Source organism: Kibdelosporangium phytohabitans, assembly GCF_001302585.1.
Classification (GTDB): Bacteria; Actinomycetota; Actinomycetes; order Mycobacteriales; family Pseudonocardiaceae; genus Kibdelosporangium; species Kibdelosporangium phytohabitans.
In genome coordinates, this window is sequence record NZ_CP012752.1 from 4,904,013 (window position 1) to 4,926,660 (window position 22,648).

A 22,648-nucleotide genomic window follows, 5' to 3' on the forward strand; every position below is an offset into this window, starting at 1 on the left:
GGGGGATCCGGTGCTGAACCGCTTGCTGGTCACCTACCTGCGGCCCTACCGCGGAGAGCTGACCATCGTGCTCGTGCTGCAGCTAGTCGGCACGATCGCGTCCCTGTTGCTGCCCAGCCTGAACGCCGACATCATCGACAACGGTGTGGCGCGCGGGGACAACGACTACATCCTGATGGTGGGCGGCTGGATGCTCGCCGTCTCACTCGTGCAGATCGCCTGCTCGATCGTGGCCGTCAAGTACGGCGCACGGATGGCGATGGCGTTCGGGCGTGACGTCCGCGCTGGCATCTTCCACCGCGTCGGCGAGTTCTCCGGCCGTGAAGTGGCCGCGTTCGGCGCGCCGTCGCTGATCACCCGCACCACCAACGACGTGCAGCAGGTGCAGATCCTCGTCGTCATGATGGCCACGATGTTCGTCACCGCGCCGATCATGTGCGTCGCCGGGATCGTGATGGCCCTGCGGGAGGACTTCGGGCTGTCCTGGCTGCTGCTGGTCTGCGTGCCGGTGCTGGTCATCTCGATCGGCCTGATCGTCTCCCGGATGGTGCCGCAGTTCCGGTTCATGCAGGACCGCATCGACCAGGTCAACCGGGTCCTGCGCGAGCAGCTGACCGGTATCCGCGTCGTGCGGGCGTTCGTCCGCGAGAAGGCCGAGACCCAGCGCTTCGGCGACGCGAACGACCAGCTCACCGACACCGCGCGGCGGGTCGGACGGCTGCAGGCGATGATGTTCCCGACCGTGATGCTGATCCTCAACGTCTCCAGCGTCGCGGTGCTGTGGTTCGGGTCGTACCGCGTCGACTCCGGCGAGATGCAGATCGGCGCGCTCACCGCGTTCCTGTCCTACCTGGTCCAGATCCTCGCCGCGGTCATGATGGCCACCTTCATCTCGATCATGATCCCGCGCGCCGCCGTCTGCGCCGAGCGGATCATGGAGGTGATCGACACCGAGCCGTCGGTCCGGCCGCCCACCACACCGGTCACCGACCTGCCCGCACGGGCCGAGGTCGTGTTCGACGAGGTGGAGTTCCGGTACCCCGGCGCCGCCGACCCGGTGCTGCGAGGTGTCACGCTCCGTGCCGAGGCGGGCAAGACGACCGCCATCGTCGGCAGCACCGGCTCCGGCAAGACCACGCTGATCAACCTGATCCCGAGGTTCATCGACGTCACCGCCGGCCGGATCACGGTCAACGGCACGGACGTGCGCGACCTGGATCCGGAGGTGCTGCGCCGCCGGATCGGCCTCGTGCCGCAGCAGGCGTACCTGTTCACCGGGACCGTGCGGTCCAACCTGCGGTACGGCAACCCGGACGCCACCGACGAACAGCTGTGGACGGCGCTGGAGATCGCACAGGCACGTGGTTTCGTCGAGGAGATGGGCGGGCTCGACTCGACCATCGCCCAAGGCGGCACCAACGTCTCCGGTGGCCAGCGCCAACGGTTGTCGATCGCCCGCGCGCTCGTGCGTGAGCCGGAGGTCTACCTGTTCGACGACGCGTTCTCCGCGCTGGACCTGGCGACCGACGCGGCACTGCGCGCGGCCTTGCGGCCGCGGACCGAACGGGCCGCGGTCATCGTCGTCGCCCAGCGAGTGTCCACTGTGCTCGACGCCGACCGGATCGTCGTGCTGGAGAACGGCGAGATCGTCGGCTCCGGTACGCACCGCGAACTGATGGCAGCCTGTCCGACCTACGTCGAGATCGTCGAGTCCCAGCTCACCCCGGAGCAGGCAGCATGAGTACTCCCACCACGACAAAGACACGACCGGCCGCGGGTGGCGGCATCGGCGCTCGCTTCGGCGCCATGCAGGGACCGCCCAGCAAGGCCGACGACTTCGGCGCCTCGGCGAAACGACTGGTGGGCCGGATGCGGCCGGAGCGCGTCGGCCTCGCTGTCGTGGTCGCGCTCGGCGTGCTCGCCGTCGGCTTCACCGTCGCCGGGCCGAAAGTCCTCGGGCACGCCACGGACATCATCTTCAACGGCGTCATCGCCAAGATGCGCGGCATCCCCGGCGCGGGTATCGACTTCGGCGCGCTGGGCGGCGTGCTGGCGTGGGTGCTGGGCCTGTACCTGACGGCGTCGCTGTTCGCCTGGGCGCAGGGCAGGCTGCTCAACGACCTCGTGCAACGCGTGATCTACCGGCTGCGTGAGGACGTCGAGGCCAAGCTGCACCGGCTCCCGTTGCGGTACTTCGACGGCCAGCCACGCGGCGAGCTTCTTTCCCGTGTCACCAACGACATCGACAACATCTCCACCACGCTGCAGCAGACGATGAGCCAGCTGCTGACGTCACTGCTGACCGTCGTCGGCGTGGTGATCATGATGTTCACGATCTCGCCCGTGCTCGCGTTGATCGCGTTGCTGGTCATCCCGGCGTCCATGCTGCTGACGAGGGCGATCGGCAAACGGTCGCAGAAGCTGTTCATCGCCCAGTGGAAGCACACCGGCGCGCTCAACGCGCACATCGAGGAGTCGTTCACCGGGCACCAGCTGGTGAAGGCGTTCGGCAGGCAGCAGGAGTCGGAGGAGGAGTTCCGGCGCCGCAACGAGGAGCTCTACCAGGCGGCGTCCGGCGCGCAGTTCGTCTCCGGCCTGATCATGCCGTCGATGATGTTCCTGTCGAACCTGAGCTACGTGATCATCGCGGTCGTCGGTGGTATCCGGATCACCTCGGGCACGATGACACTCGGCGAGGTCACGGCGTTCATCCAGTACTCGCGGCAGTTCACGCAGCCGATCACCCAGATCGCGTCGATGGCGAACCTGTTGCAGTCCGGTGTCGCCTCGGCCGAGCGGGTGTTCGAACTGCTCGACGCCGACGAGCAGAAGCCGGACCCGGCGGACGCGTCCCTGCCCGCGGAAAGGCGTGGCCGCGTGGAGTTCGAGAAGGTGTCGTTCTCCTACAAGCAGGACAAGCCGCTGATCGAGAACCTGTCGCTGGTCGCCGAACCGGGCCAGACAGTGGCCATCGTCGGGCCGACCGGCGCGGGCAAGACAACGCTCGTCAACCTGATCATGCGGTTCTACGAACTCGACGCGGGCCGGATCACGCTCGACGGCGTGGACATCACGCACCTGAAACGCGAGGACCTGCGATCCCAGACAGGCATGGTGTTGCAGGACACGTGGCTGTTCGGCGGCACGATCAGGGACAACATCGCCTACGGCAAGCCGGGCGCGACCGACGAGGAAGTCGTCGCGGCGGCCCGTGCCACGTACGTCGACCGCTTCGTCCGGACCTTGCCCGACGGCTACGACACGGTCATCGACGACGAGGGCACGAACGTGTCGGCGGGCGAGAAGCAGCTGCTCACGATCGCGCGCGCGTTCCTGGCCAGCCCGTCGCTGCTGATCCTCGACGAGGCGACCAGTTCGGTGGACACCAGGACGGAATCGTTGGTGCAGCACGCGATGGCCGCGCTGCGGTCGTCACGCACGAGCTTCGTGATCGCGCACCGGCTGTCCACGATCCGCGACGCGGACCTGATCCTGGTGATGGAGTCCGGCCGGATCGTCGAGCAGGGCACGCACGAGCAGTTGCTGGAGCGGGAAGGCGCGTACCACCGGCTGTACTCGGCACAGTTCGCGGCACCGGTGGAGTAACCAGGCGCCGAAAGTCCCCATTCGCGACGGGCGGCTGGATCTAACGGTCGAGCTGCCCGTCCCGGATGGCGGTCACGAACCTGCGAAGGTCGACTCGCAGAGTCGGCCCTTCGGGGTTCTTGGAGTCCCGCACGGCGGCGAGATCGTGAGCCACCTCAACGCAGGCCGTGCCGTTGCTGCTGAAGCTCGCTTTCCGCCACGACACCTCGACGCAGTCCGAGCCGTTGCTGCTGAAGCTTGCCTTGCGCCACGACACCTCGACGCAGTCCGTACCGTTGCTGCTGAAGCTTGACGTCCGCCACGAGTGAGGGGCCATCGGTCGTTCCTTCCCCGATCAGCCGAGCGCCGCCAACCGGGCCTTGATCGCCTTGACCGACTGTGCCTGGGACAGCGCCACGGAGCGCAGGAGTTGCGCGCTCATAGTGTACTTCTCAACCTGGTGCTGATCCTGTACGTAGACGGAGTCATCGGGGATTTCCACGTAGCCGATGGACTGCGCCTGCTTGCCACCTTCCGCGTTTAGGAAGTGCAGCACGGTGAACCGGCCCTCAAGGCCGTCGTGGCGGCCGACTGCGGTCGGCAGGACGAGGATCTCCACGTTGTCCCGCCTGGCCAGGTTGTTCAGGTGGCTGAGCTGCTCGGCCATGACCTCACGGGCGTTGTCGCCGCCGATCGGCCGATCCAGGATCGACTCCTCGATCATGGCAGTGAGCTGGAGTGGCAGATCCTCGGCGAACAGCCGTTGCTGGCGCTCCATCCGCAGAGCCACCATTCGCTCCTGCTGGTCGGGCCGGACCCGGGCGCTCGGTGAGGTGACCCCGGCCGCGTACTCCCTGGTCTGCACAAGGGCAGGCAACACCAATGGCGTGTAGGTGACCACGTGCGAGGCCAGGCCTTCGAGGCCGACATAGGTCCTGAGCCAGTCCGGGATCACGTCGTTCCAGCGCGCCAGCCAACTGCCCTGGTCCGACCGGCCTGCGAGGGCGGACAGCCGGTCGATGTCGTGGCGTGGCGCGCCGTACACCTCCAGCAGACGGGCGACCTGCTCCGGAGCCGGGAAGTACTTGCCGACCTCGTAGTGGCCGATCATGCCGGGCGACAGCCCGATCGCCTTGGCGGCCGCGGCCTGTGACACGCCGGATGCCTTGCGGTAGTTGGTCAGCTCGACGCCGATCAGCCAGCGCAGAGCCGGAGGGTCGTTTCTTTCCGCCACCGGCCTGCCTCCTTCGTTCGAATCCTTGATCCCTCGCGGCCGACAGTGTGCCGCGCGGGGACGGCTCGCCGCGTCAGGTTCACCTGAACGAGCTACATGTACGGCTAGGGCGCTAGCAAAGCCTTGTGCTGTACTCCTTGCGTGGGTCAGAACCAGCTGAGGAGTGAGACAGGATGAGTGTCGACTCGGTGAGTGTCTCCGTGGGCGGCTACGACTCGGTCGGGCTGTGGGTGAGCCGGTCCGAGGAGCGGGCGTACCTCGTGATCGACACCAAGGGGTCGCACTGCGAGATCGAGATGGGCCGGACGCACGTGGAGACGATGCGCGATCAACTTCCCCAGGTGCTGGCCGGTCTGGACCGGTTGGCGGCCGAGGACGCCGGATGCGCGAAAGCCAGGACCACGCAGCGACTCGCGAGTGACGCGGCGGCTCAGGCGCTGGAGTTGGCGGCGACGGCCGAAGCGCAGGGCGCCCACCACGTAGCCGAGTCCCTGCGGGTGGCTGCCAGAGAAGCGGCTGCCAAGGCCGACACGGTTGACGGCGCCGTGCTGGCGTTCGAAGCCGCCTCGGCGGAAGCAGGCGACGCGACCGAACGGTTGGCGCACCTGACCGGCGAAACCAAGGTGAAGTTGAACCGCGGCGACGGCAGCGCACTCGCGACGTAGTTGCCGCGCAGGCACCCGCTAAGCCATGAACCAGCCGCCGTTGACCTCGATCGTCTGACCGGTCACGAACGACGAGTCCGGGCCGACGAGGAACGACACCACCGCGGCCAGCTCCGCCGGTGTGCCACGGCGGGCGAGGGCCTGGTTCTCCAGAACAAAAGCGTTGTACGCCACGGGATCCGGGTGGATGGCCTCGCCCGCGGTCGGGAACGCCCCCGGTGACACGCAGTTGACCCGGATCTCGCGTGGACCCAGTTCACGGGCGAGCGCCTTGGTCAGCGCGGCGACGGCGCCCTTGGTGGCGACGTAGGCGGCCAGTTCGGACCAGCCGCCGTGCATCGTCATGGAGGCGATGTTGACGATCCGGCCGCCGGTCCGCGGCATCTGCCTCGCGGCCAGTTGTGACGTGTACCAATAGGAGCGCTGGTTCACCGCGTGCACTTCGTCGTACTCGGCCAGCGTCACCGAGTCGAACGGGCGCTTGGGGAAGATGGCGGCGTTGTTGACGAGGACGTCGATCGTGCCGAGCTGCGAGCGGACGGCGCCGAACGTGTCCTCAATGGACCGGGCGTCTCGCAGGTCCGCCACGAACGGCGACGCGGTGCCGCCTGCCTGCGTCACTTCGGCGGCCGTCTGGGCGGCTGTGCGGGGATCGACGTCCAGTACGGCGATCGCGTAGCCGTCACGGGCCAGCCGCAGCGCCATCGCGCGGCCCAGTCCGCCGCCTGCCCCGGTGATCAACGCGACTGTCATGACACCCGAGTCTGACAGACAAGAGCTCGTGAGTGGTTAGTCCGGTTAGAACCGGACTAACCACTCACGAGTTTTCAGCAGCAGCTGACGCTACCCGGCCCGCAGTCGCCACCGCGGGCGGCGACCATCGGGCAGGCGTAGCCGTAGTCGGGGTGGGGGACAAGCGGCAGACGCTCCCGGCCACCGCCCGGGCCGACCTGGACCTTCACCGGGCCGTTGGTGACGAGCTGGACGTTGGTCCCGCTGTCCTGCGCGTCGTAGGCGCCCTTGGTCAGCGACACGATCTCCACGCCACGCGACAGGTCCGCCACGAACGCGTTGCCCTTGTGCCAGTACGGCGCCCACGAGATCGCCGCGTCCGGCCGCCAGTAGCCGATCTGGATCGGCTTGGCCGGGTTGGAGATGTCCAGGAACCGGGTGCCCTGCTCGTACCACGAGTAGGCGACGATCCGCTTCTGCACGTCGAAGTAGTGCGCGGAACACGTGACGTCACCCGGGATGGTGCCTTCCTTGTCGTCCGGGCTCCACACGCCGACGGTCTTCATCTCCTTCGGCGTCGCGCCCCAGCCCTCGCCGTTCTCGGTGCCCTTCAGCGACGAGATGACGAACCGCCCCTGGTCCTTGCACGTCGACGAGCCGAACGCCTCCTCGGTGTGCAGCAGCAGGCTGCCCGCCGGGTTCTCGCGCGTCGGCCTGGGGCCGTCGTGCAGGGTCCGGCCGGCCGGGCGGAACGAGTTGTGCGTGAAGCGCGTCGGCATGTCGATCTGCGGCACGCCACCGCCCGCGTACGGGATCGGGTCCAGCGCGGTCGCCTTGCGGAACTTGCCGGTCAGCGGGTCACGGTGCCAGCCTTCGGTCCAGTAGCCGCGAGTGGCGTCGTCACCGGCCACCCAGGCGATGCCCTGGGCGTCGACCTGCACGTCGTGCGTGATCTTGCCGATGCCGCGGGTGTCGATGCCGAGCGGTGATTCCTTGGGGTTGCGCGGGTCGCGGATGTCGGTGACGAAGATCCGGCCCTCGTTGGCGGTGGACCGGTCGCGCCCGGCCGTCCAGAGGAACTGGCAGTCGTTGATGCACGTGGTCGTGTGCCCGGTGTTCTGCCGGTGGAACGTGAGGATCTTCAGGTCCGCCGGGTCGACCGCGGACACGATGTAGTTGCCCGTCGGCCGGTCGCCCGGCAACGCGCGACCGAACGAGTTCACCTCACGCGCCAGGAACGCGATCTTGCGAACCGGGTCGACGTTGATGTCCTCGTTCTCCCAGAAGCGCTGCGACGGGTCGTCGCCGGGCAGCGCCATCTCCTGCTTGGTCAGGTGGTCGAGCAGTTTCGGCTTGTCGACGTCGGTCACGTCGAACGTCTTGAGCCCGAACTCGCCGCTGACGAACGCGACGTCCTTGCGGCCGTACTCGGCGAACGCGATCGAGATCGCCCGCTCGGTCTCCGGAAGCGTGCTGCGCAGCTTGACATTCTTCGCCGCGGGCGCGAGGCGTGGCTTCTCGGCCCCCTGCGGCTTGGCCACCTCGGCCGTCGAGGTGCCCTGCACCGTCAAGGCCACCAACAGGCTTGCTGCCAACGTTGCGAGAACTTTCATGCGCTGAGCGTGGCAAAGCACGGTCGGCGGCGGCTACGTCCGAAGGGACTGAGAAGCCCTGATGACCAGTGCGGCGCCGATCTTCTGCAGATCCGCCGGGTCGGCCGGGTCGAGACCGGTCAGCGTCACGGCCCGCCTCAGCCGGTAGTCGACGGTGTTGGGGTGCACGTGCAACTGCGACGCGGTCTTGCGGCGGTTGAGGCCCAGCCGGAGGTAAAGCGACAAAGTGGACAGCACGTCCGGGTGGGCGTCGAGCGGCGCCAGCAGTGCGGCCAGCCCGGCGCGTGCCGGACTCGGCCGGGTGAGCTGGTACTCCAGCAGCAGGTCCGACAGCTGGTGGAAGCCGGGGCCGCGGCCGAACACCTCGGCGAGTTCGAGCACCTCCTGGGCTTGCCTGGCCGCGACGGCGACCTCGGCCGGTTCGGCGAGCACCCCGGCGGCCGTGGTTTCCACGTCGGTCGCCGCACTCAGCGCCCCGGCCAGCGCGGCACCGTCCACCGGTTCGTCCGCCGGCACCAGCACGATCCCGCCCGTGGTGTCCAGCAGGGACAACGCCGACGGCCCGAGCTGCTGGGAGGCCCGGTAGACCTTGCGCTGCGCGGCCATCGCCGCCGCCATGCCGGGCTGGGCCTCGTCCTGGTGCGGTTCCATGCGCACGCGCAGCACCAGGAACTGCGACGGCATCGCGAAACCTGCCCGCCCGGCGGGGTCGCTGTACGGCTCGCCACGCAGCAACGCGGAGATGAGCGTGTGCCGCCGCTGTTGCTCGTCGCTCTCGATGCGCCTGCGTTCCTCCAGGTAGGCCGCGGCGACCGCGGTCGTGGCCCGTTGCAGGTAGCCGAGCACCAGTTCGGTGAACGCGAGCACGTCGGCCATGTCGTCCGACGCGGCGTGCGCGACCATCTCACGCCAGACCTCGAGCATGCCCAGGTTGTAGGCGGCCATCACCGCGTCCAGCGGCATCCCCTCGCCCGCACGGCGGGCGGCCGACGCGGTGATCGGGCCGACGAGCACCTCGGTCGGCGGGATCCGCCGGTCACGCAGCGACTCGGCGATCGCGCGCAGGTTCTCCTCGGTGGCCAGCGAGATGTTGTCGATCAGCTCGGCGTCGGACAGCCGTCCGTACGCGCTGATCTCGCGGCCGAACAGCTCGACGAGCCGCCGCGCGATGCGCCTTCGTTCGGTGAGAAGCCATTGGTACAGCACCCTGCCACCAATCCTGAGCGGTGGCGGTGCCCCGGGGCGACTGTGATCGGTCACAGAAATGGCATATCACGCTTGGTCAGGTGACCGATGGCGACAGGCGCCCGGACGCGGCCAGTATTCAAGGGGACCGAGGGGAGAAAGCATGAGATTGCGAACAGCTGCCGCGGCACTGCTCATGGCGCTGGGTTTGTTACCGGTCACGGTCGGCCAGGCCGCGGCGGCGGGCCGGGACATCAGGGGAACGTTCGCCAACCAGGCCGGACTGGTCGAGTACCAGGTGCACCTGCCGCCGCGGTACCGGCCGGACGTGCCGATGCCGGTGCTGCTGGCGATCCACGGCTGCCGGATGACGGGCTACACCTTCAACTCGATGCAGGACACCAGCCGGTTCTCGCAGATCGCCGACCGCGAGGGGTTCATCGTCGTCTACCCGTCGCAGAGCCCGCTGCGCAACCTGCTCGGCTGCTGGAACTTCCAGGCGCCGGGCAACCAGGTGCGCGGCCAGGGTGAGCCGTCGCTGCTGACCGGGATGGTCAACAAGGTGGTGCACGAGTTCGACGCGGACCGCAAACGCGTGCACGTGATCGGCGCGTCCTCCGGTGCGGCGATGACCTCGATCCTGGCGGTCACGTACCCGGACGTGTTCGCGTCGGCCGCCATCTTCGCCGGCTGCGAGTACGCCTGCGACAAGGTGCTGACCGCGGGGCCGGAGAACATCTCACCGGTCACGACCGCGCGGCAGGCCTACGCGCAGATGGGCTCCCGTGCCCGGCAGGTGCCGGTGAGCGTGATCCAGGGCGACGCGGACGCGACCGTCCCACCGCTGTTCGCGGCACGACTGGTGACGCACTTCGCGGCGCTGGACGACCTCGTCGCCGACGGAACGCTCGACGGCGACGTGGACGACGTGCCGGAGACCTCGGCGCGCGTGGTCGACGACGGCGACCGGCCGTACGTGAAGACCACGTACTCGGCGCGCGGCGGCGGCGCACCGCTGATCGAGAAGTACCTGATCGAAGGCCTCGGCCACAAGTGGCCCAAGGGCGGCAAGGCCGATTTCGTCGACCCGCTCGGCCCGGACATCAGCTCCTTGGTGTGGAAGGACTTCTTCGCCACGCACGCATTGCCGTGACTGAGCCCGCGTGGGGCACGGGCCCGTGCCCCACGCGCCCGCCCGGTGCCCGGGTAGACTCCGGCGTTGATGAAACCCCAGGTCATCGGCCGCGACCGGGAACTCGCCGTGCTCACGGGGCAACTGGAGCGGCCAGGCGGAACGGTCCTGCTGTGCGGCGAAGCGGGGATCGGCAAGTCGGCGCTGGCCCACCACGTGCTGGACCTGGCCGCTGCCAAGGGGATCACCGCGTTGCGCGGGCAGGCTCATCCGTTGCACGCCGGGCTCGCGTACGCCCCGATCGTCGCCGCTGTCCGGCCGCTGCTGGCCGAGCTGACCGAGTTCGACGGGCTGGCCCACCTGGGCACGCTGCTGGCTGATCCCCGGCTGCCCGCCGCGACGCCGACCGGGGACGCGGAATTGGACCGGACGCACATGTTCGAGGCGGTCGCGCGCCTCGTCGAACGGTTCGCGCCCGCGGTGTTCTTCGTGGACGACCTGCACTGGGCCGACCGGGGCACGGTGGAACTGGTGCACTACCTCGGCCGCAACACCGCCGGTGTGCTGGTGCTCGCCGCGTACCGGCCGGGTGAGGCCGATTCCACGCTGGACGACTTGGCTGTGACCGTGCGCAGAGAAGGGACCGAACTGGCGCTTGCTCCGTTGCCGGACGACGCCGTCGCCGAGATCGCGCAGACGTTGCTCAGCGCCACACCGGAGCCGGTGTTCCTGCGTGACGTCACTCGAAGGGCCAAAGGCGTTCCGCTGTTCGTCACCGCGCTTGTCCAAGGCGGTGGCTTCACCCCGGCCGGTGCCGTGCCCACGATCGTGCGTGACGTCGTCCTCGGGCGGCTCCGGCGGCTCGGCGAACAGGAACGCGCGCTTGCCGAGATCATCGCGGTCGCGGGTGAGGCGGCGACCGACGAGTTGCTGCGGTCGTTGGACACGACCGCGGACGCGTTGCGGCAGCTGATCGTGGACGGCCTGATCACCGAACGCCCGGTCGGGCGCAGGATGGCCTACCAGGTGGCGCATCCGCTGTACGCCGAGGTCGCGTACGCCGAGATGACCATCGGTGAACGGCGCCAGGCGCATGCGACCGTCCTGGAAGCCGTCGAGCGGATCGATCCCGACGACGTGCTGGCCCTCGCGCCGCACTACCGCGAGGCCGCGAGTGCCGCGCATCCCGCGCGTGCGGTCGCCGTGATGGCTGAAGCCGGTGAGCGGGCGTCGGCCATGCGAGCGTTCGACGAAGCGATCCGCTACTTCGACGCGGCCATCGAACTGGCTGAGCCGCAGCAGGCGGTACGGCTGCTGGAAGGCGTCGGCCGTGCGCACATGAGCCTCGGTGACCCGGACGCGGCCGCGGCGGCCTGGACTCGGGGAGCTCGGCTGGCCGAGCGGCACGACCTGGCCATACCGTTGGCGCTGTTGCGTTTCCGGTTGGCCATGCTGGACTCCGAACGGCAGGACGCGCCCTCGGCCGGCGACCGGCTCGCGGACGTGCGGGACGTGAGCCTCGAATCGGCCGAGGTCGCGATCCAGAAGTTCATCTACACCATGCGGTTCGGCACGCTCGACGACGCCAAGCAGCTCAGCGCCGAGATGGCGGCGGCGAGCGGTGTGACGCACCCCGTCGCCGCGCGAGCGGTCACGCACTTCGGCCAGGCCATCCTGCTCGTGATGGACAAGCGGTTCGCGGAGTCGGTCGAACAGGCGGAGGCCGCCGTCGACGCGGCACGCGACAGCGACATCGAGTCGCCGTTCTACCTGCAGTACTTCCTGTTGTACGTGAGCATCCTGCGCCTGCTGAACGGTGACGTCGCCGGCAGCGCCGGCAGCGCCCGGGAGGCGGTCCGGACGGGCGCGCTCGTGGAACTGCCCGCGCTGGCGTGCTTCGAGCACTACTCGCTGGCCGGGGCGCTGTACGTCGCGGGCGACATCGAGGCGGCGTTCGCCGAAGTCGACGCCGGTGTCACCGCGGCGAGGAAGTCGCAAGCGCCCCGCTGCCTGGTGCGGATCCTGGCGATGCGCGCCTTCCTGCTGGCCGAACGCGGTGAACTCAGTGCCGCCGCCGCCGCGCTGGCCGAGGCACGCACCGCCTACCCCGCGCCGGACCAGACCCTGATGGACGTCCTCGCCCTTGCCGCGACAGCGATCGCGCTGTACCTCGACGAGCCGTGCCCGTCGACCCCGTTCGACGAATCCCGGACCTACAGCGACGTGTTCGCGGTGACCATGCGCGGCCTGTACGCCGGTCTCGCCGGGCTGAACACCGGAGATCCGGCACCGGCCGCCGCACACGCGGCCGCTCGCCGCCTCTTCGACCCCCAGCCGCCGCTGATGGCCGCGATCGGGAGCCGTCTCGACGGGCTGCGGCTGCGGGACGCGTCGCTGCTCGCCGACGCCGTCAGCCGGTTCGAAGCCATGGGCGCCACAGTGCTGTCCGCGCAAGCAGCACTGGAACACTCGGAGCTGACCGGATCGGCCGACGGGCTGCCGGAGATCATCGACGCGCTGACGCGCGCGGGCGCGGCCCACTGGGTCAACCGCGCCCGCCGGCACGCCCGGACACTGGGCATCCGGGTGCGGGCCGCCCGCCAGGCCGGCGTGCTGACCAGGCGGGAGTCCGATGTGGTCCGGCTGCTCGGTGAAGGACTGTCCAACGCCGACATAGCGGGCCGGTTGTTCCTCAGTGGACGGACCGTGGAGACGCACCTGCGCAGCAGCTACGCCAAGCTCGGCCTGAGCACCCGCGTCGCACTGGCCCGGTGGGCGGCCGAGAACCTGTCATGAGTCCGGCTTGAGCCGGAACTGCGCTGTGCCTTCGACTGTGTCGTCCACGTCGAGCACGAAGTCGGACAGGTACTCGGCGGTGAGTGAATCGAGCAGGACCCGCGCACCGGTCGCCGTTTCACGCACGACGAGATCGAGCTCGTCGGGCGCCGCGGCCACCGAGAGGGTGAACCGCGAGGTGTCCTGCTCGGGCGAGAGGGTCTCGATCCGCAGGCCGCCGTCGGCAGGCGCGCCGTTGCGGTCGGTGAGGGTCTTGATCGCGAGTCCCGCCGCGGATGTCACTCGCAGCACTGTGGGCGCCTCCTGTCCGCCGGTGTGGGTGTCATGGCCGCAGCAGGACCTTCACCATGCCGGATTCCTTGCGCTGGAAGGTCTCGTACGCCGACGGCGCGTCAGTCAACGGGATGTGGTGGGTGGCGAACGTGTCCACGCCGAGCGGGTCGTCGTCGGTCAGCAGCGGCAGGATGTCGTTGACCCAGCGCCACACGTTGGCCTGACCCATCCGCAGCTGGATCTGCTTGTCGAACAAGGTCAGCATGGGCATCGGGTCGGCCATCCCGCCGTACACACCGGACAACGAGATCGTGCCGCCACGCCGGACCAGGCTGATCGCCAGGTGCAACGCGCTGAGCCGGTCCACGCCCGCCTTCTGCATGAACTTGGCGGCGATCGCGTCCGGCAGCAGACCGGTGACCTGCTGGGCGATCTTGGCGACGGGCGAGCCGTGCGCCTCCATGCCGACCGCGTCGATCACCGAGTCCGGGCCGCGGCCGTTGGTCATGCCGCGGACGATCTCCACGATGTCGCCCTGGTGCTGCGACAAGTCGATCGTCTCGGTCCCGTTGTCCTGTGCGCGGCGCAGCCGATCCGGCACCAGGTCGATGCCGATCACCTGACGGATCCCCAGGTGGCGGGCCACACGGGTGGCCATGTCACCGATCGGGCCGAGGCCGAGCACGAGCAGGCTGCCGTCCTTGGGCACGCCGGCGTACTGGACTGCCTGCCACGCCGTGGGCAGCACGTCGGACAGGTAGACGAACCGGTCGTCCGACGGCCCCTCCGGCACCTTGATCGGCAGCGTGTTGCCGAACGGCACCCGCAGGTACTCGGCCTGACCGCCGGGCACCTGCCCGTACAGCTTGGTGTAGCCGAACAGCGCCGCGCCCATCCCGTGCTCACGCACCTGGCTCGTCTCGCACTGGGACTGCAGGCCTTGTTCGCACATGAAACAGGTTCCGCAGGAGATGTTGAACGGCACCACGACGCGATCGCCTGCCTGCACGGCGGTGACGTCGGCGCCGACCTCCTGCACGATGCCCATCGGTTCGTGCCCGAGGATGTCGCCTTCACCCATGAACGGGCCCATGACTTCGTACAAGTGCAGATCCGAGCCGCAGATACCGCTCGAGGTGACCTTGATGATCACGTCGGTCGGCTCCTTGAGCACCGGATCCGGCACGGTGTCCACCCGCACATCCCGCCTGCCGTGCCAGGTCACCGCTTTCATGTCGTGCCTCCGTCCGGTGAGCGATCTGCTCCTCCTTGAGCCTTCCCGCCGCCGGACCCGGTAAACCTAAACCTGGAAGCGCCCGAGCACGGACCCGGTGATCTCCAGCGCGTGGTCGGCGCTCTTGGCGATGAACGTCGGGTCCACGACGACGTGCCGGACCTCCGTGTGGTCCTGTACCTGCCGGATCGCGGTGACGATGTCGTCGACGGTTGTCGCCGGCTCGGCGTTGACGCGCGCGATCGCGTCCAGCTCGGCGGGGTCCCGGCCGTCCTGCTCGGCGAGCCGCCGGATCTCGGCCAGCGGGCCGCTGACGGCGGCCGGGTCGAAGGTGCCCGATGCCCGCAGGGTCGGCAGCCAGCCGTCGGCGTGCTTCGCGATCCTGCGCAGCGCCGCGGGAGCCCACCCGCCCAGGTAGACCGGCGGCCGTGGGCGTTGGGCGGGCTTGAGCGCGGAGTTCGTCGCGGGCACTGTCCAGTGCTCGCCGTGGAACTCGGCGACGTCCTTGGTCCAGAGCTCGTCCAGTGCCACAAGGGATTCGTCGAGCCTGCGGCCACGTTCGGCGATCGGCACGCCCACGGCCGCGAACTCCTCGGGCATCCAGCCCGCGCCGAAGCCCGCGATCAGCCGTCCGTTGCTGACCAGGTCGATCGTGGTGAGCGACCGTGCGAGCACGGCGGGCGGGTACCAGGGCGCGTTGAGCACGTGGCTGCCCAGCGCGACCCGCTCGGTCGCGGTGGCCGCGACGGTCAGGACGGCGAAGGGGTCGAGGATCCGGTGGAACTGCTCGGGCAGTGTGGTGCCGACGCCCGGCGGGTAGCCGATTTCCGGGTCGACCGGGGACAACAGCCGGTCGCCGACCCAGAGGCCCGCAGCGCCCGCCGCTTCCGCCTCGCGGGCGAACCGGGCGAGGCCCGCCGCCTGCTCGGCGACCTGGCCGATCTGGGGAAGGCAGAAACCGATACGCATGTGACGACCCCGTCTGTTAGTCGGTTAGCTACTTCGAAAAAACGAGCGACTAAGCTCAGGGTAGCACTAGGGTCACCGGTCGGTGGACGATCAGGAGGGCAGGTTCGCGGCCGCCCAGGTGGCCAGTTCACTCAGCGCCGGAACGAGCGCGACACCGGCGGCGGTCAACTGGTAGGTCACGGCGACAGGCGGTCCGTCGCTGACGATCCGCCGCACCACCCCGGCTTTGCACAGCTCGCCGAGCCGGTCGGCCAGCATCGAGTCGCTGATCCCCGCGACCGCGCGCTTGAGCTCCGAGAAACTCGCCGGCCGACCGGCGAGAACGCCGAGCAGAACGCCGTTCCACCGCTTGCCGAGGAAGTCGAACGCACGCGCCAGAGCCGCGTCGCACTCCAGCGGCTCGTGCTCCTGCGCCGGATCCTTCCGCATACCACTCAGCGTACCCAGCGGCGTGAAACCGGCACGAAACCGCCGCAAATCCCGGCGCGTGCAGCCTCAGCGGCGTGACGACGAGAGGAGGGGCGATGATGATCGCGGCTGCTGGGCTGCGCAAGTCGTTCGGTGCCAAGGTCGTGCTCGACGGCATCGATCTCGACATCGCCGAGGGAACGATTTTCTCGATGCTCGGCCCGAACGGCGCCGGCAAGACGACGACCGTGCGCATCCTGTCCACATTGATCAGACCGGACAGCGGGCAGGTCCGGATCGCGGGACACGACCTGGCGGGCAACCCGGACGCGGTGCGCGCGGTGATCGGCGTGACCGGTCAGTTCTCCGCCGTGGACAACCTGCTGACCGGTGCGGAGAACCTCGCCATGATGGCGGGGCTGCTGCGGTTGGAGCGCGGCCACCGGCAACGGCGCGTCGCCGGACTGCTTGGCCAGTTCGACCTCACCGAGGCGGCCGGCAACCCGGTGAGCACGTACTCCGGCGGGATGCGGCGGCGGCTCGACCTGGCGATGACGCTGGTCGGCAGCCCGCGGGTGATCTTCCTGGACGAGCCGACCACCGGGCTGGACCCGCGCAGCCGCCGGGCGATGTGGGACCGGATCCGCGACCTCGCCGACGACGGCGTGACGATCTTCCTGACCACGCAGTACCTGGAAGAGGCCGATCGGCTCGCCGACCGGATCGTGGTGCTCGACCACGGCAGGATCGTCGCGGACGGCACCGCCGCCGAGCTCAAGCGACGCGTTCCGGGCGGGCACATCAGGATGCGGTTCGCCGACAGCGCGCACCTGCGGGCCGCGCGAGCAGTCCTCGGCGCGGCCCGCGTGGACGAGGAAGCGCTCGCCATCGAAGTCCCCGACACGGGCGATGTCCGGTCCTTGCGCGCACTGCTCGACCGCCTCGACACGGCCGCGATCGAGGTCGAGGGCCTGTCGGTGCACACGCCCGACCTCGACGACGTGTTCCTGGCCCTCACCGGCCGCCCGGCCGAGGAGGTGGCCCGATGACGTCCCTCCCGCACGCCCTGAACGACTCGGGCATCATGCTCGGCCGCAACCTGCGGCACACGCTGCGCAACCCCACGACCCTGTTCGGCTCGTTGCTCGTGCCGATCATCCTGATCCTGGTGTTCGTGTACATCCTCGGCGGCGCGTTCAGCGCGGGCGGCCGGTACGTCGACTACATCGCGCCCGGCGGTCTCGTCCTGACGATGGGCTACGGCGTCGCGTCGACCGCGATCGGCGTCGCCAACGACATGGCCGAAGGCATCATCGCGCGGTTCCGCACGATGGCCATCAGCCGTGCGGCCGTGCTGACCGGGCACGTGGCGGGCAGCGTGATCAGGACCGTCGCGTGTGTCGCGCTGGTCATCGGAGTGCTGCTGCTCATGGGATTCAGCCCGGACGCCGGGGTCGCCGCGTGGCTCGCGGTGGCCGGTCTGGTCGTGCTGATGGCGTTCGCCACCGCGTGGCTGACCGTCGCGTTCGGACTGGCCGCCAAGACGGTCGAAGGCGCGAGCTTCGCGACGTTCCCGATGGTGTTCCTGCCGTTCATCAGCAGCGCGTTCGCCCCGACCGGTTCGATGCCCGCCGGGGTCCGCTGGTTCACCGACAACCAGCCGTTCACCCCGATCATCGAGACGTTGCGCGGCCTGCTGATCGGCACACCGATCGGTGACAACGGGATGCTGGCGGTCATCTGGTGCCTGGTGATGGCACTGGGCGGCTACCTGTGGGCGCGTGCGGTGATCAACCGGGACCCGGCCGGCTGATCCCGGTCCCGCAGAACCGCCATCGCCGCGGCCACCAAGCCGTCGGCCCGCGTGGCCGCGTACTCCGACCGCGCGTCGGCGTACGCGGCCATGTCCGCTCGTTCCGCCGTTTCCCGGGCCCGGCCGGGCGACATCGTCGGCTGGTATCCCCGGGAGAACCTCAGGCGTTCGGCCAGGGCGATCGCCCTGACTCCCGGCCTGCCGTCGGCGATGTCCGCGACCCCGATGGCCAGCAGCATCGCGCCGTACACCGGGTAGTGCACAATGGACGGACGGCGGGTCAGGACGTCCGTGAGCGCGACCGGCAGCTGTCCCACGACGTCGCGCACCAGGTCGAGACGGCCGTGCCGGGCGTGGGCGACGACGGTGACGGACTGCACTTCCCTCAGCCACCACTCCTGCACGGTGTGGTCGATGCCGACGATCGGGTCCTCGCTGGGGCGCAACTGGTCGGCCACTCGCCGCCACGACCGCAGCCCGGCTTCGACCTGGCCGCGGCCCAGCATGATCTCGGCTCGCAACCCCAGGCCGACCGCGTCGTCACCGGGCTGGATCGCCTCGTCGACCCAGCGCTCGGCCTGGTCGAGATCACCCGTCTGCAGGTTGGCCATGGCCAGCGCCCACCGCAGCCGCACCATGTTCGACGGCGCGCCGAGTTCGGCCAGGATCGGCAGAGTCGCGGCCAGGTGCCTGCGCGTGCGGTCGCCGTGACCGGTCTCCAGGCCCAGTTCGCCGATCCGCGAGTGCGCGAACACCTCCAGCAGCGGGCTGCGCAGCGCCGTGGCCTCGTCGAGCATCCGTTCGGCCGCCACCAGCGCGTTGTCGAGGTCGTTGTCGTTCTGGCGCTGGAACGTCTCGGCGGCGTTGGCGATGAACGCGATGAACGGCATCCGCCTTTCCTGCTCCGGCAACGGTGCCGACGCCAGCAGCATCCGGTGTGCGGCGCGGACGACGGTGTCCGGCGGCGCGAGAGGCAGGCGGCGCAGGACGGCCAGCGAACGCGTGGCGTGCGGACCGCGTGCGAAGAACGAGTTCACTGTGGACAGAACCGCGGTCGTCCGCACGACCTCCGCGTGGGCGGGGTTCGGCCGGAGGTGCGACAGCAGCCATCCGGTCTGCGCGGTCAGTGCGGTCATGCGGGCGAAGTTCGACTCCATGAGCCACAGGCAGCCGAGGACCGCCGCGACGGCGGCGACGCTCCCGCCGTCCGCGCGGCTGAGCGCGTGGCGCACGGCAAGGGCCAGATTGTCCACTTCGGCCCGGATCATCCGGGCGGAGGGGATCGGGTCGGCGCCGAACACGGACTCGTGGTGCGCCATGCCGAAATCACGGGCCCACGCGACGAACCGCGTGACGACCTCCTCGTTCTCCGCGGTGTTCCGCTGGGCAGCGCTGAACTCGCGGACGGTCTCCAGCATGTGCAACCGCGCGCCTGCCGGGGTGTCGGCCACCTTGAGCAGGGACTGGTCGGTCAACTGGGTCAGGACGTCCGACGCGTCGCCCACGCCGAGCACGTGCGCCGCGGCCTGCGCGGTGAACCCGCCGGGGAAGACCGACAGGCTGCGCATCGCGGCCCGGCCGTCGGCGTCGAGCAGGTTCCAGCTCCAGTCGATCACGGCTCCCAGCGCGCGGTGCCGTTCCGGCGCGTCGCGTGCGCCACCGCGCAGCAGCGCGAACCGGTCCGGCAGGCGAGCGGCGATATCCGGCACCGACATGACACGGACCCGCGCCGCCGCCAGTTCGATCGCCAGCGGCAGGCCCTCCAGCTCGCGGCAGACCTGCTCGACCGCGGCCACGGCCAGCTCGACGGTGGGCCGGGCCGCCTTCGCCCGGTGGCTGAACAGCTCGACACTGGCGGGAAGGCTCAACTCGCCCAACAGGTACACCGACTCCGACGACAGGCCGAGCGGCGCGCGGCTGGTGGCGAGCACACGCAGGTCCTGAGTCATCGACACCAGAGCCTGCACGAGATCGGCGACGCCGCCCACGACGTGCTCGCAGTTGTCCAGCACCAGCAGCGCCGGACCGGAGTTCAGCGCGGCGGCGATCGTCGTCGGCGAGGCCGCACCGGCGCCGAGAGCGGACGCCACGTGAGCCGCCACGGCGTCGTCGGACGTGACACCGACCAACGGGACGAAGTGGACAGTGTGCTGTTGCGCACGGCGGCTGACGGTGTACGCGAGACGCGTCTTGCCGAGGCCGCCCGTGCCCACGATCGACGTGACACGGGACGACCGCGTCATCCGGGTCACCGCGACGATGTCGTCGTCCCGGCCGAGCAAGGCGTTCGGTTCGTGCGGCACGCCGGACCGGACGACGGGCGCGGTCCCGTTGAGCAACTGCTGGTACATCTCCTGCAACGCGTGACCGGGATCCGTGCCCAGCTCGTCGCGCAACGCGCGCCGGTAGGCCTCGTACCGCGTGAGCGCCACCGAGGCACTCGCGGTCGACGCCTCGCAGCGCAGCAACTCCAGGAGCACTTCTTCGTCCTGGGGGCGGTCGTGCAGCACCGCGGCGAGCAGGTCCGTCGCTTCGCCGTCGCGGTCCAACCGGGACAGGGCCAGCGCGCGAGTGCGCACGAGCGACCGGTACGTGGTCAGCCGTTCGGCGCGCAGCGCCGACAACGGATCCGCCGGTTCGGGCTCGCCCGGCTCAGCGTCCGCCCAGTGCGCGAGGCCCGCCTCCGCCTGCCCGAGCGCCGCCTCGAAATCCCCGTCGCGCAACAGCTGCGCGCTCGTGGACCCGGCCAGCAGCACGGCCGACGCGTCCACCTGGGTTTCGCCGAGCGAGAGGCGATAACCGTTGGCCGTGCTGGTGATCAGGTCCGGCCCGAGCTGGGAACGCGTGCGGGAGACGAGGATCTGCAGCGCCTTCGACGGGTTCGCCGGCCGCTCGTCCCACCACAGCTCCCGCACGAGACGGGCCGCGCTGCAGCCGGGGCGCAGGTCCGCGGCCAGCAGCGCGAGGAGGTTGCGCATCCTCGGCCCGGTGATCTGATGGCCGCGGCAGGACACCCGCGACAGCAGGACGAGGTCGACCGACACCCCGGTAGCGTGGTCTGCCCCGGCCGGGGTGCGCAAGTCGGTCAGGAACCCTGTTCGGCCTCCACCTGCTGGTTCCATTCGCGTTTGCTCGACTGCCAGCCGTCCTCGTTCATGCCCAGCCGCCAGTAGCCGGAAATCGACAGCCGCGACATCGGGATCTCCCGTTCGACCCGCAGGTAGCGCCGCAGTTCCTTGACGAACGTCGCTTCGCCGTGCACGAACGCCTGCACGGTGCCCGCCGGGAATTCCGTGTTGCGCACCGCCGCGACCAGTTCGCGGCCGACGGGCTGCTCGCCGCGGGGCAGCCAGGCGATCTCCGCGTCGGCCGGTGTCTCGAGCTTCTGGACCTCGTCCTCGTCGGCGACCTCGATGAACGCCTTCACCACCGCGCCCTCGGGCATGCCCTCCAGCGCCGCGCCGATGGCGGGCAACGCGCTCTCGTCGCCTGCCAGCAAGTGCCAGGCCGCCTCGGCGTCCGGTGCGTATCCGCCGCCGGGGCCGTTGAACCGCAGGACGTCACCCGGTTTGGCCTGTGCCGCCCAGGGGCCCGCCACGCCGCTGTCGCCGTGCACGACGAAGTCGACCCACATCTCCGGGACCTCCGGCAGCCAGCGCCGGATGGTGTACGTGCGCACCAACGGCCAGGCCTCACGCGGCATCGTCTCCCGGATGACACCGACGTCGAACGGCTCCGGATAGCTCACGCCCGGCTGGGGGAACAGGATCTTGATGTAGTGGTCGGTGAATTCGCCGGCGGCCAGCCCGGCCAGGCTGTCACCGCCGAGCACCACCCGCGTCATGTGCGGGGTGAGTTGTTCAACGCGGGTGACCACACCCTCGTTCGTCTTTCGTCCGCGCCGTTCTGCCATGTCCCCAAACTACGCGCTCCCGTGCCGCGGCGTGATCAAGCACTGCCGAGCTACTTAGTGGTACTGTGTAGTGGTACTCGGTGTCACCGAGTACTGAGAGGAACCGCGATGGACCATCTGACGGAGATGTTGAAAGGCACGCTCGAAGGCTGCGTGCTCGAGATCATCGGCAGCGAGGAGACCTACGGGTACGCCATCACGCGCCGGCTGAACGAACTCGGCTTCACCGACGTGGTCGAGGGGACGGTCTACACCATCCTGGTGCGACTGGAGAAGAATGGGCTCGTCCAGGTGGCGAGACGACCGTCCGGGCTGGGCCCGCCGCGCAAGTTCTACGCGCTCAACGACGCCGGCCGCGAGGAGCTCGCGACGTTCTGGGCGAAATGGGAATTCATCACTTCACGGATCGGCAAACTCAGGGAGGGCGGCGGATGAACTTCTGGGACACCGTCACGGGCAACGACCTCACCAGGGAATGGCAGGCGTTCGAAGCCAGGGCCGAATCACTGCCCGCCGGCCACCTGGCGGCGTGGCAGGAGATCAAGAACCGGCTTTTCCCGCACGGCGACTTCACCGGCCGCAACCTGATGCCGATTCTCGACGGCGTTCTGGGACTGCTCGAAGAGGCCGCGGCCGAGGGGCGCGGCGCGCACGAGGTGCTGGGTGACGACATCGACGGCTTCTGCGCGGCGCTGGCCGGTGGCGAAGGGGCCCGCGACCACCGCGACCGGTGGCGCGAGCGGCTGAACGGGAACGTGGCGGCGAAACTGGGCCGGTTGGGAGGCTGACATGGGCATTCAGGACATCGTCGAGGGCAAGAAGCAGTGGCGGGCGCACATGGCGCGGATCAAGGCGCTGCCGCCGGACTACCGGATCGTGTACAAGGAGATCCAGAAGTACCTCTTCAAGGTCGGACCGGTGGACCTGCCGGACGGCCCCCTGCTCGCGGGGATCGCAGACTTCTTCGAAGAGGGTGTCGTGGCGGGCAAGGGGGTGCTGGACCTGATCGGCGACGACGTCGCCGCCTTCTGCGACGGCCTGGTGGACGGCAAAACGACGTTATGTCCGAACTTGCTCCCCTGAACGGTCCAACTCT

The 22,648-nt window shown here is 69.5% G+C and carries 21 protein-coding genes; 10 read left to right on the top strand and 11 right to left on the bottom strand.

Going from position 1 to position 22,648, the window contains the following annotated elements:
• Window positions 1-10 precede the first annotated feature (10 nt).
• Complete coding sequence (locus AOZ06_RS22355) at window positions 11-1,741, top strand: ABC transporter ATP-binding protein (RefSeq protein WP_054296828.1); 1,731 nt, start codon at window positions 11-13, stop codon at window positions 1,739-1,741.
• The gene (locus AOZ06_RS22360) at window positions 1,738-3,606 is read left to right on the top strand and encodes an ABC transporter ATP-binding protein (protein WP_054291189.1); all 1,869 of its coding nucleotides are present in this window, start codon (window positions 1,738-1,740) and stop codon (window positions 3,604-3,606) included. The genes AOZ06_RS22355 and AOZ06_RS22360 overlap by 4 nt, the downstream gene beginning before the upstream one ends.
• A 40-nt stretch (window positions 3,607-3,646) precedes the next feature.
• Here AOZ06_RS22360 and AOZ06_RS60115 read toward each other — a convergent pair whose 3' ends face one another.
• Window positions 3,647-3,922, bottom strand: a complete 276-nt coding sequence (locus AOZ06_RS60115) for a DUF397 domain-containing protein (RefSeq protein WP_054291190.1) — start codon at window positions 3,920-3,922, stop codon at window positions 3,647-3,649.
• A gap of 18 nt (window positions 3,923-3,940) precedes the next feature.
• The gene (locus tag AOZ06_RS22370; protein WP_054291191.1) at window positions 3,941-4,819 is read right to left on the bottom strand and encodes a helix-turn-helix domain-containing protein; all 879 of its coding nucleotides are present in this window, start codon (window positions 4,817-4,819) and stop codon (window positions 3,941-3,943) included.
• Window positions 4,820-4,992: 173 nt separating this feature from the next.
• Between AOZ06_RS22370 and AOZ06_RS22375 the strand changes: the two genes are divergently transcribed.
• Entirely contained in the window at window positions 4,993-5,484 is a 492-nt protein-coding gene (locus AOZ06_RS22375) for a hypothetical protein (protein WP_054291192.1), read from the top strand.
• Window positions 5,485-5,502: 18 nt separating this feature from the next.
• On the opposite strand, the gene AOZ06_RS22380 is transcribed toward AOZ06_RS22375, so the two are convergent.
• From AOZ06_RS22380 to AOZ06_RS22390, 3 genes are all read right to left on the bottom strand, one after another.
• Entirely contained in the window at window positions 5,503-6,237 is a 735-nt protein-coding gene (locus tag AOZ06_RS22380) for an SDR family NAD(P)-dependent oxidoreductase (protein ID WP_054291193.1), read from the bottom strand.
• A 74-nt stretch (window positions 6,238-6,311) separates the two neighbouring features.
• The gene (locus AOZ06_RS22385; protein WP_157233163.1) at window positions 6,312-7,829 is read right to left on the bottom strand and encodes an LVIVD repeat-containing protein; all 1,518 of its coding nucleotides are present in this window, start codon (window positions 7,827-7,829) and stop codon (window positions 6,312-6,314) included.
• A gap of 33 nt (window positions 7,830-7,862) precedes the next feature.
• Entirely contained in the window at window positions 7,863-9,035 is a 1,173-nt protein-coding gene (locus AOZ06_RS22390) for a PucR family transcriptional regulator (protein ID WP_054291195.1), read from the bottom strand.
• Window positions 9,036-9,177: 142 nt separating this feature from the next.
• On the opposite strand from AOZ06_RS22390, the gene AOZ06_RS22395 reads away from it, so the two are divergent.
• Together AOZ06_RS22395 and AOZ06_RS22400 are read left to right on the top strand one after the other, a co-directional pair.
• The gene (locus tag AOZ06_RS22395) at window positions 9,178-10,167 is read left to right on the top strand and encodes an extracellular catalytic domain type 1 short-chain-length polyhydroxyalkanoate depolymerase (RefSeq protein ID WP_169798962.1); all 990 of its coding nucleotides are present in this window, start codon (window positions 9,178-9,180) and stop codon (window positions 10,165-10,167) included.
• A gap of 69 nt (window positions 10,168-10,236) precedes the next feature.
• Window positions 10,237-12,942: an ATP-binding protein gene (locus AOZ06_RS22400; protein WP_054291197.1), complete on the top strand. Its 2,706-nt coding sequence runs from the start codon at window positions 10,237-10,239 to the stop codon at window positions 12,940-12,942.
• On the opposite strand, the gene AOZ06_RS22405 is transcribed toward AOZ06_RS22400, so the two are convergent.
• From AOZ06_RS22405 to AOZ06_RS22420, 4 genes are all read right to left on the bottom strand, one after another.
• Window positions 12,937-13,224 (bottom strand): hypothetical protein, encoded by a 288-nt coding sequence (locus tag AOZ06_RS22405; protein ID WP_157233164.1) that lies wholly within the window; start codon window positions 13,222-13,224, stop codon window positions 12,937-12,939. The genes AOZ06_RS22400 and AOZ06_RS22405 overlap by 6 nt on opposite strands.
• A gap of 40 nt (window positions 13,225-13,264) precedes the next feature.
• Window positions 13,265-14,449, bottom strand: a complete 1,185-nt coding sequence (locus AOZ06_RS22410; protein WP_054291199.1) for a zinc-dependent alcohol dehydrogenase — start codon at window positions 14,447-14,449, stop codon at window positions 13,265-13,267.
• A 66-nt stretch (window positions 14,450-14,515) separates the two neighbouring features.
• The gene (locus AOZ06_RS22415) at window positions 14,516-15,418 is read right to left on the bottom strand and encodes a TIGR03619 family F420-dependent LLM class oxidoreductase (RefSeq protein WP_054291200.1); all 903 of its coding nucleotides are present in this window, start codon (window positions 15,416-15,418) and stop codon (window positions 14,516-14,518) included.
• A 90-nt stretch (window positions 15,419-15,508) separates the two neighbouring features.
• Window positions 15,509-15,847 (bottom strand): winged helix-turn-helix transcriptional regulator, encoded by a 339-nt coding sequence (locus AOZ06_RS22420; RefSeq protein WP_054291201.1) that lies wholly within the window; start codon window positions 15,845-15,847, stop codon window positions 15,509-15,511.
• A 74-nt stretch (window positions 15,848-15,921) separates the two neighbouring features.
• Between AOZ06_RS22420 and AOZ06_RS22425 the strand changes: the two genes are divergently transcribed.
• Window positions 15,922-16,875 carry an ATP-binding cassette domain-containing protein gene (locus AOZ06_RS22425; RefSeq protein WP_054291202.1) on the top strand — a complete coding sequence of 318 codons (954 nt, stop codon included), beginning with the start codon at window positions 15,922-15,924 and terminating at the stop codon, window positions 16,873-16,875.
• Window positions 16,872-17,639, top strand: a complete 768-nt coding sequence (locus AOZ06_RS22430) for an ABC transporter permease (RefSeq protein WP_054291203.1) — start codon at window positions 16,872-16,874, stop codon at window positions 17,637-17,639. Before AOZ06_RS22425 ends, AOZ06_RS22430 begins: the two co-directional genes overlap by 4 nt.
• On the opposite strand, the gene AOZ06_RS22435 is transcribed toward AOZ06_RS22430, so the two are convergent.
• Together AOZ06_RS22435 and AOZ06_RS22440 are read right to left on the bottom strand one after the other, a co-directional pair.
• A complete protein-coding gene (locus AOZ06_RS22435) occupies window positions 17,594-20,683 on the bottom strand; it encodes an ATP-binding protein (protein WP_054296829.1) in 3,090 nt (1,029 codons plus the stop codon). The two genes, AOZ06_RS22430 and AOZ06_RS22435, sit on opposite strands and share 46 nt — an antisense overlap.
• A gap of 41 nt (window positions 20,684-20,724) precedes the next feature.
• A complete protein-coding gene (locus tag AOZ06_RS22440) occupies window positions 20,725-21,552 on the bottom strand; it encodes a siderophore-interacting protein (protein ID WP_054291204.1) in 828 nt (275 codons plus the stop codon).
• A gap of 108 nt (window positions 21,553-21,660) precedes the next feature.
• Between AOZ06_RS22440 and AOZ06_RS22445 the strand changes: the two genes are divergently transcribed.
• From AOZ06_RS22445 to AOZ06_RS22455, 3 genes are read left to right on the top strand one after another with little or no spacing between them, the layout of a single operon-like run.
• Window positions 21,661-21,987: a PadR family transcriptional regulator gene (locus AOZ06_RS22445; RefSeq protein WP_054291205.1), complete on the top strand. Its 327-nt coding sequence runs from the start codon at window positions 21,661-21,663 to the stop codon at window positions 21,985-21,987.
• Window positions 21,984-22,340: a DUF1048 domain-containing protein gene (locus AOZ06_RS22450; protein ID WP_054291206.1), complete on the top strand. Its 357-nt coding sequence runs from the start codon at window positions 21,984-21,986 to the stop codon at window positions 22,338-22,340. The genes AOZ06_RS22445 and AOZ06_RS22450 overlap by 4 nt, the downstream gene beginning before the upstream one ends.
• 1 nt (window position 22,341) lies before the next feature.
• The gene (locus tag AOZ06_RS22455) at window positions 22,342-22,635 is read left to right on the top strand and encodes a DUF1048 domain-containing protein (RefSeq protein ID WP_054291207.1); all 294 of its coding nucleotides are present in this window, start codon (window positions 22,342-22,344) and stop codon (window positions 22,633-22,635) included.
• Window positions 22,636-22,648 lie beyond the last annotated feature (13 nt).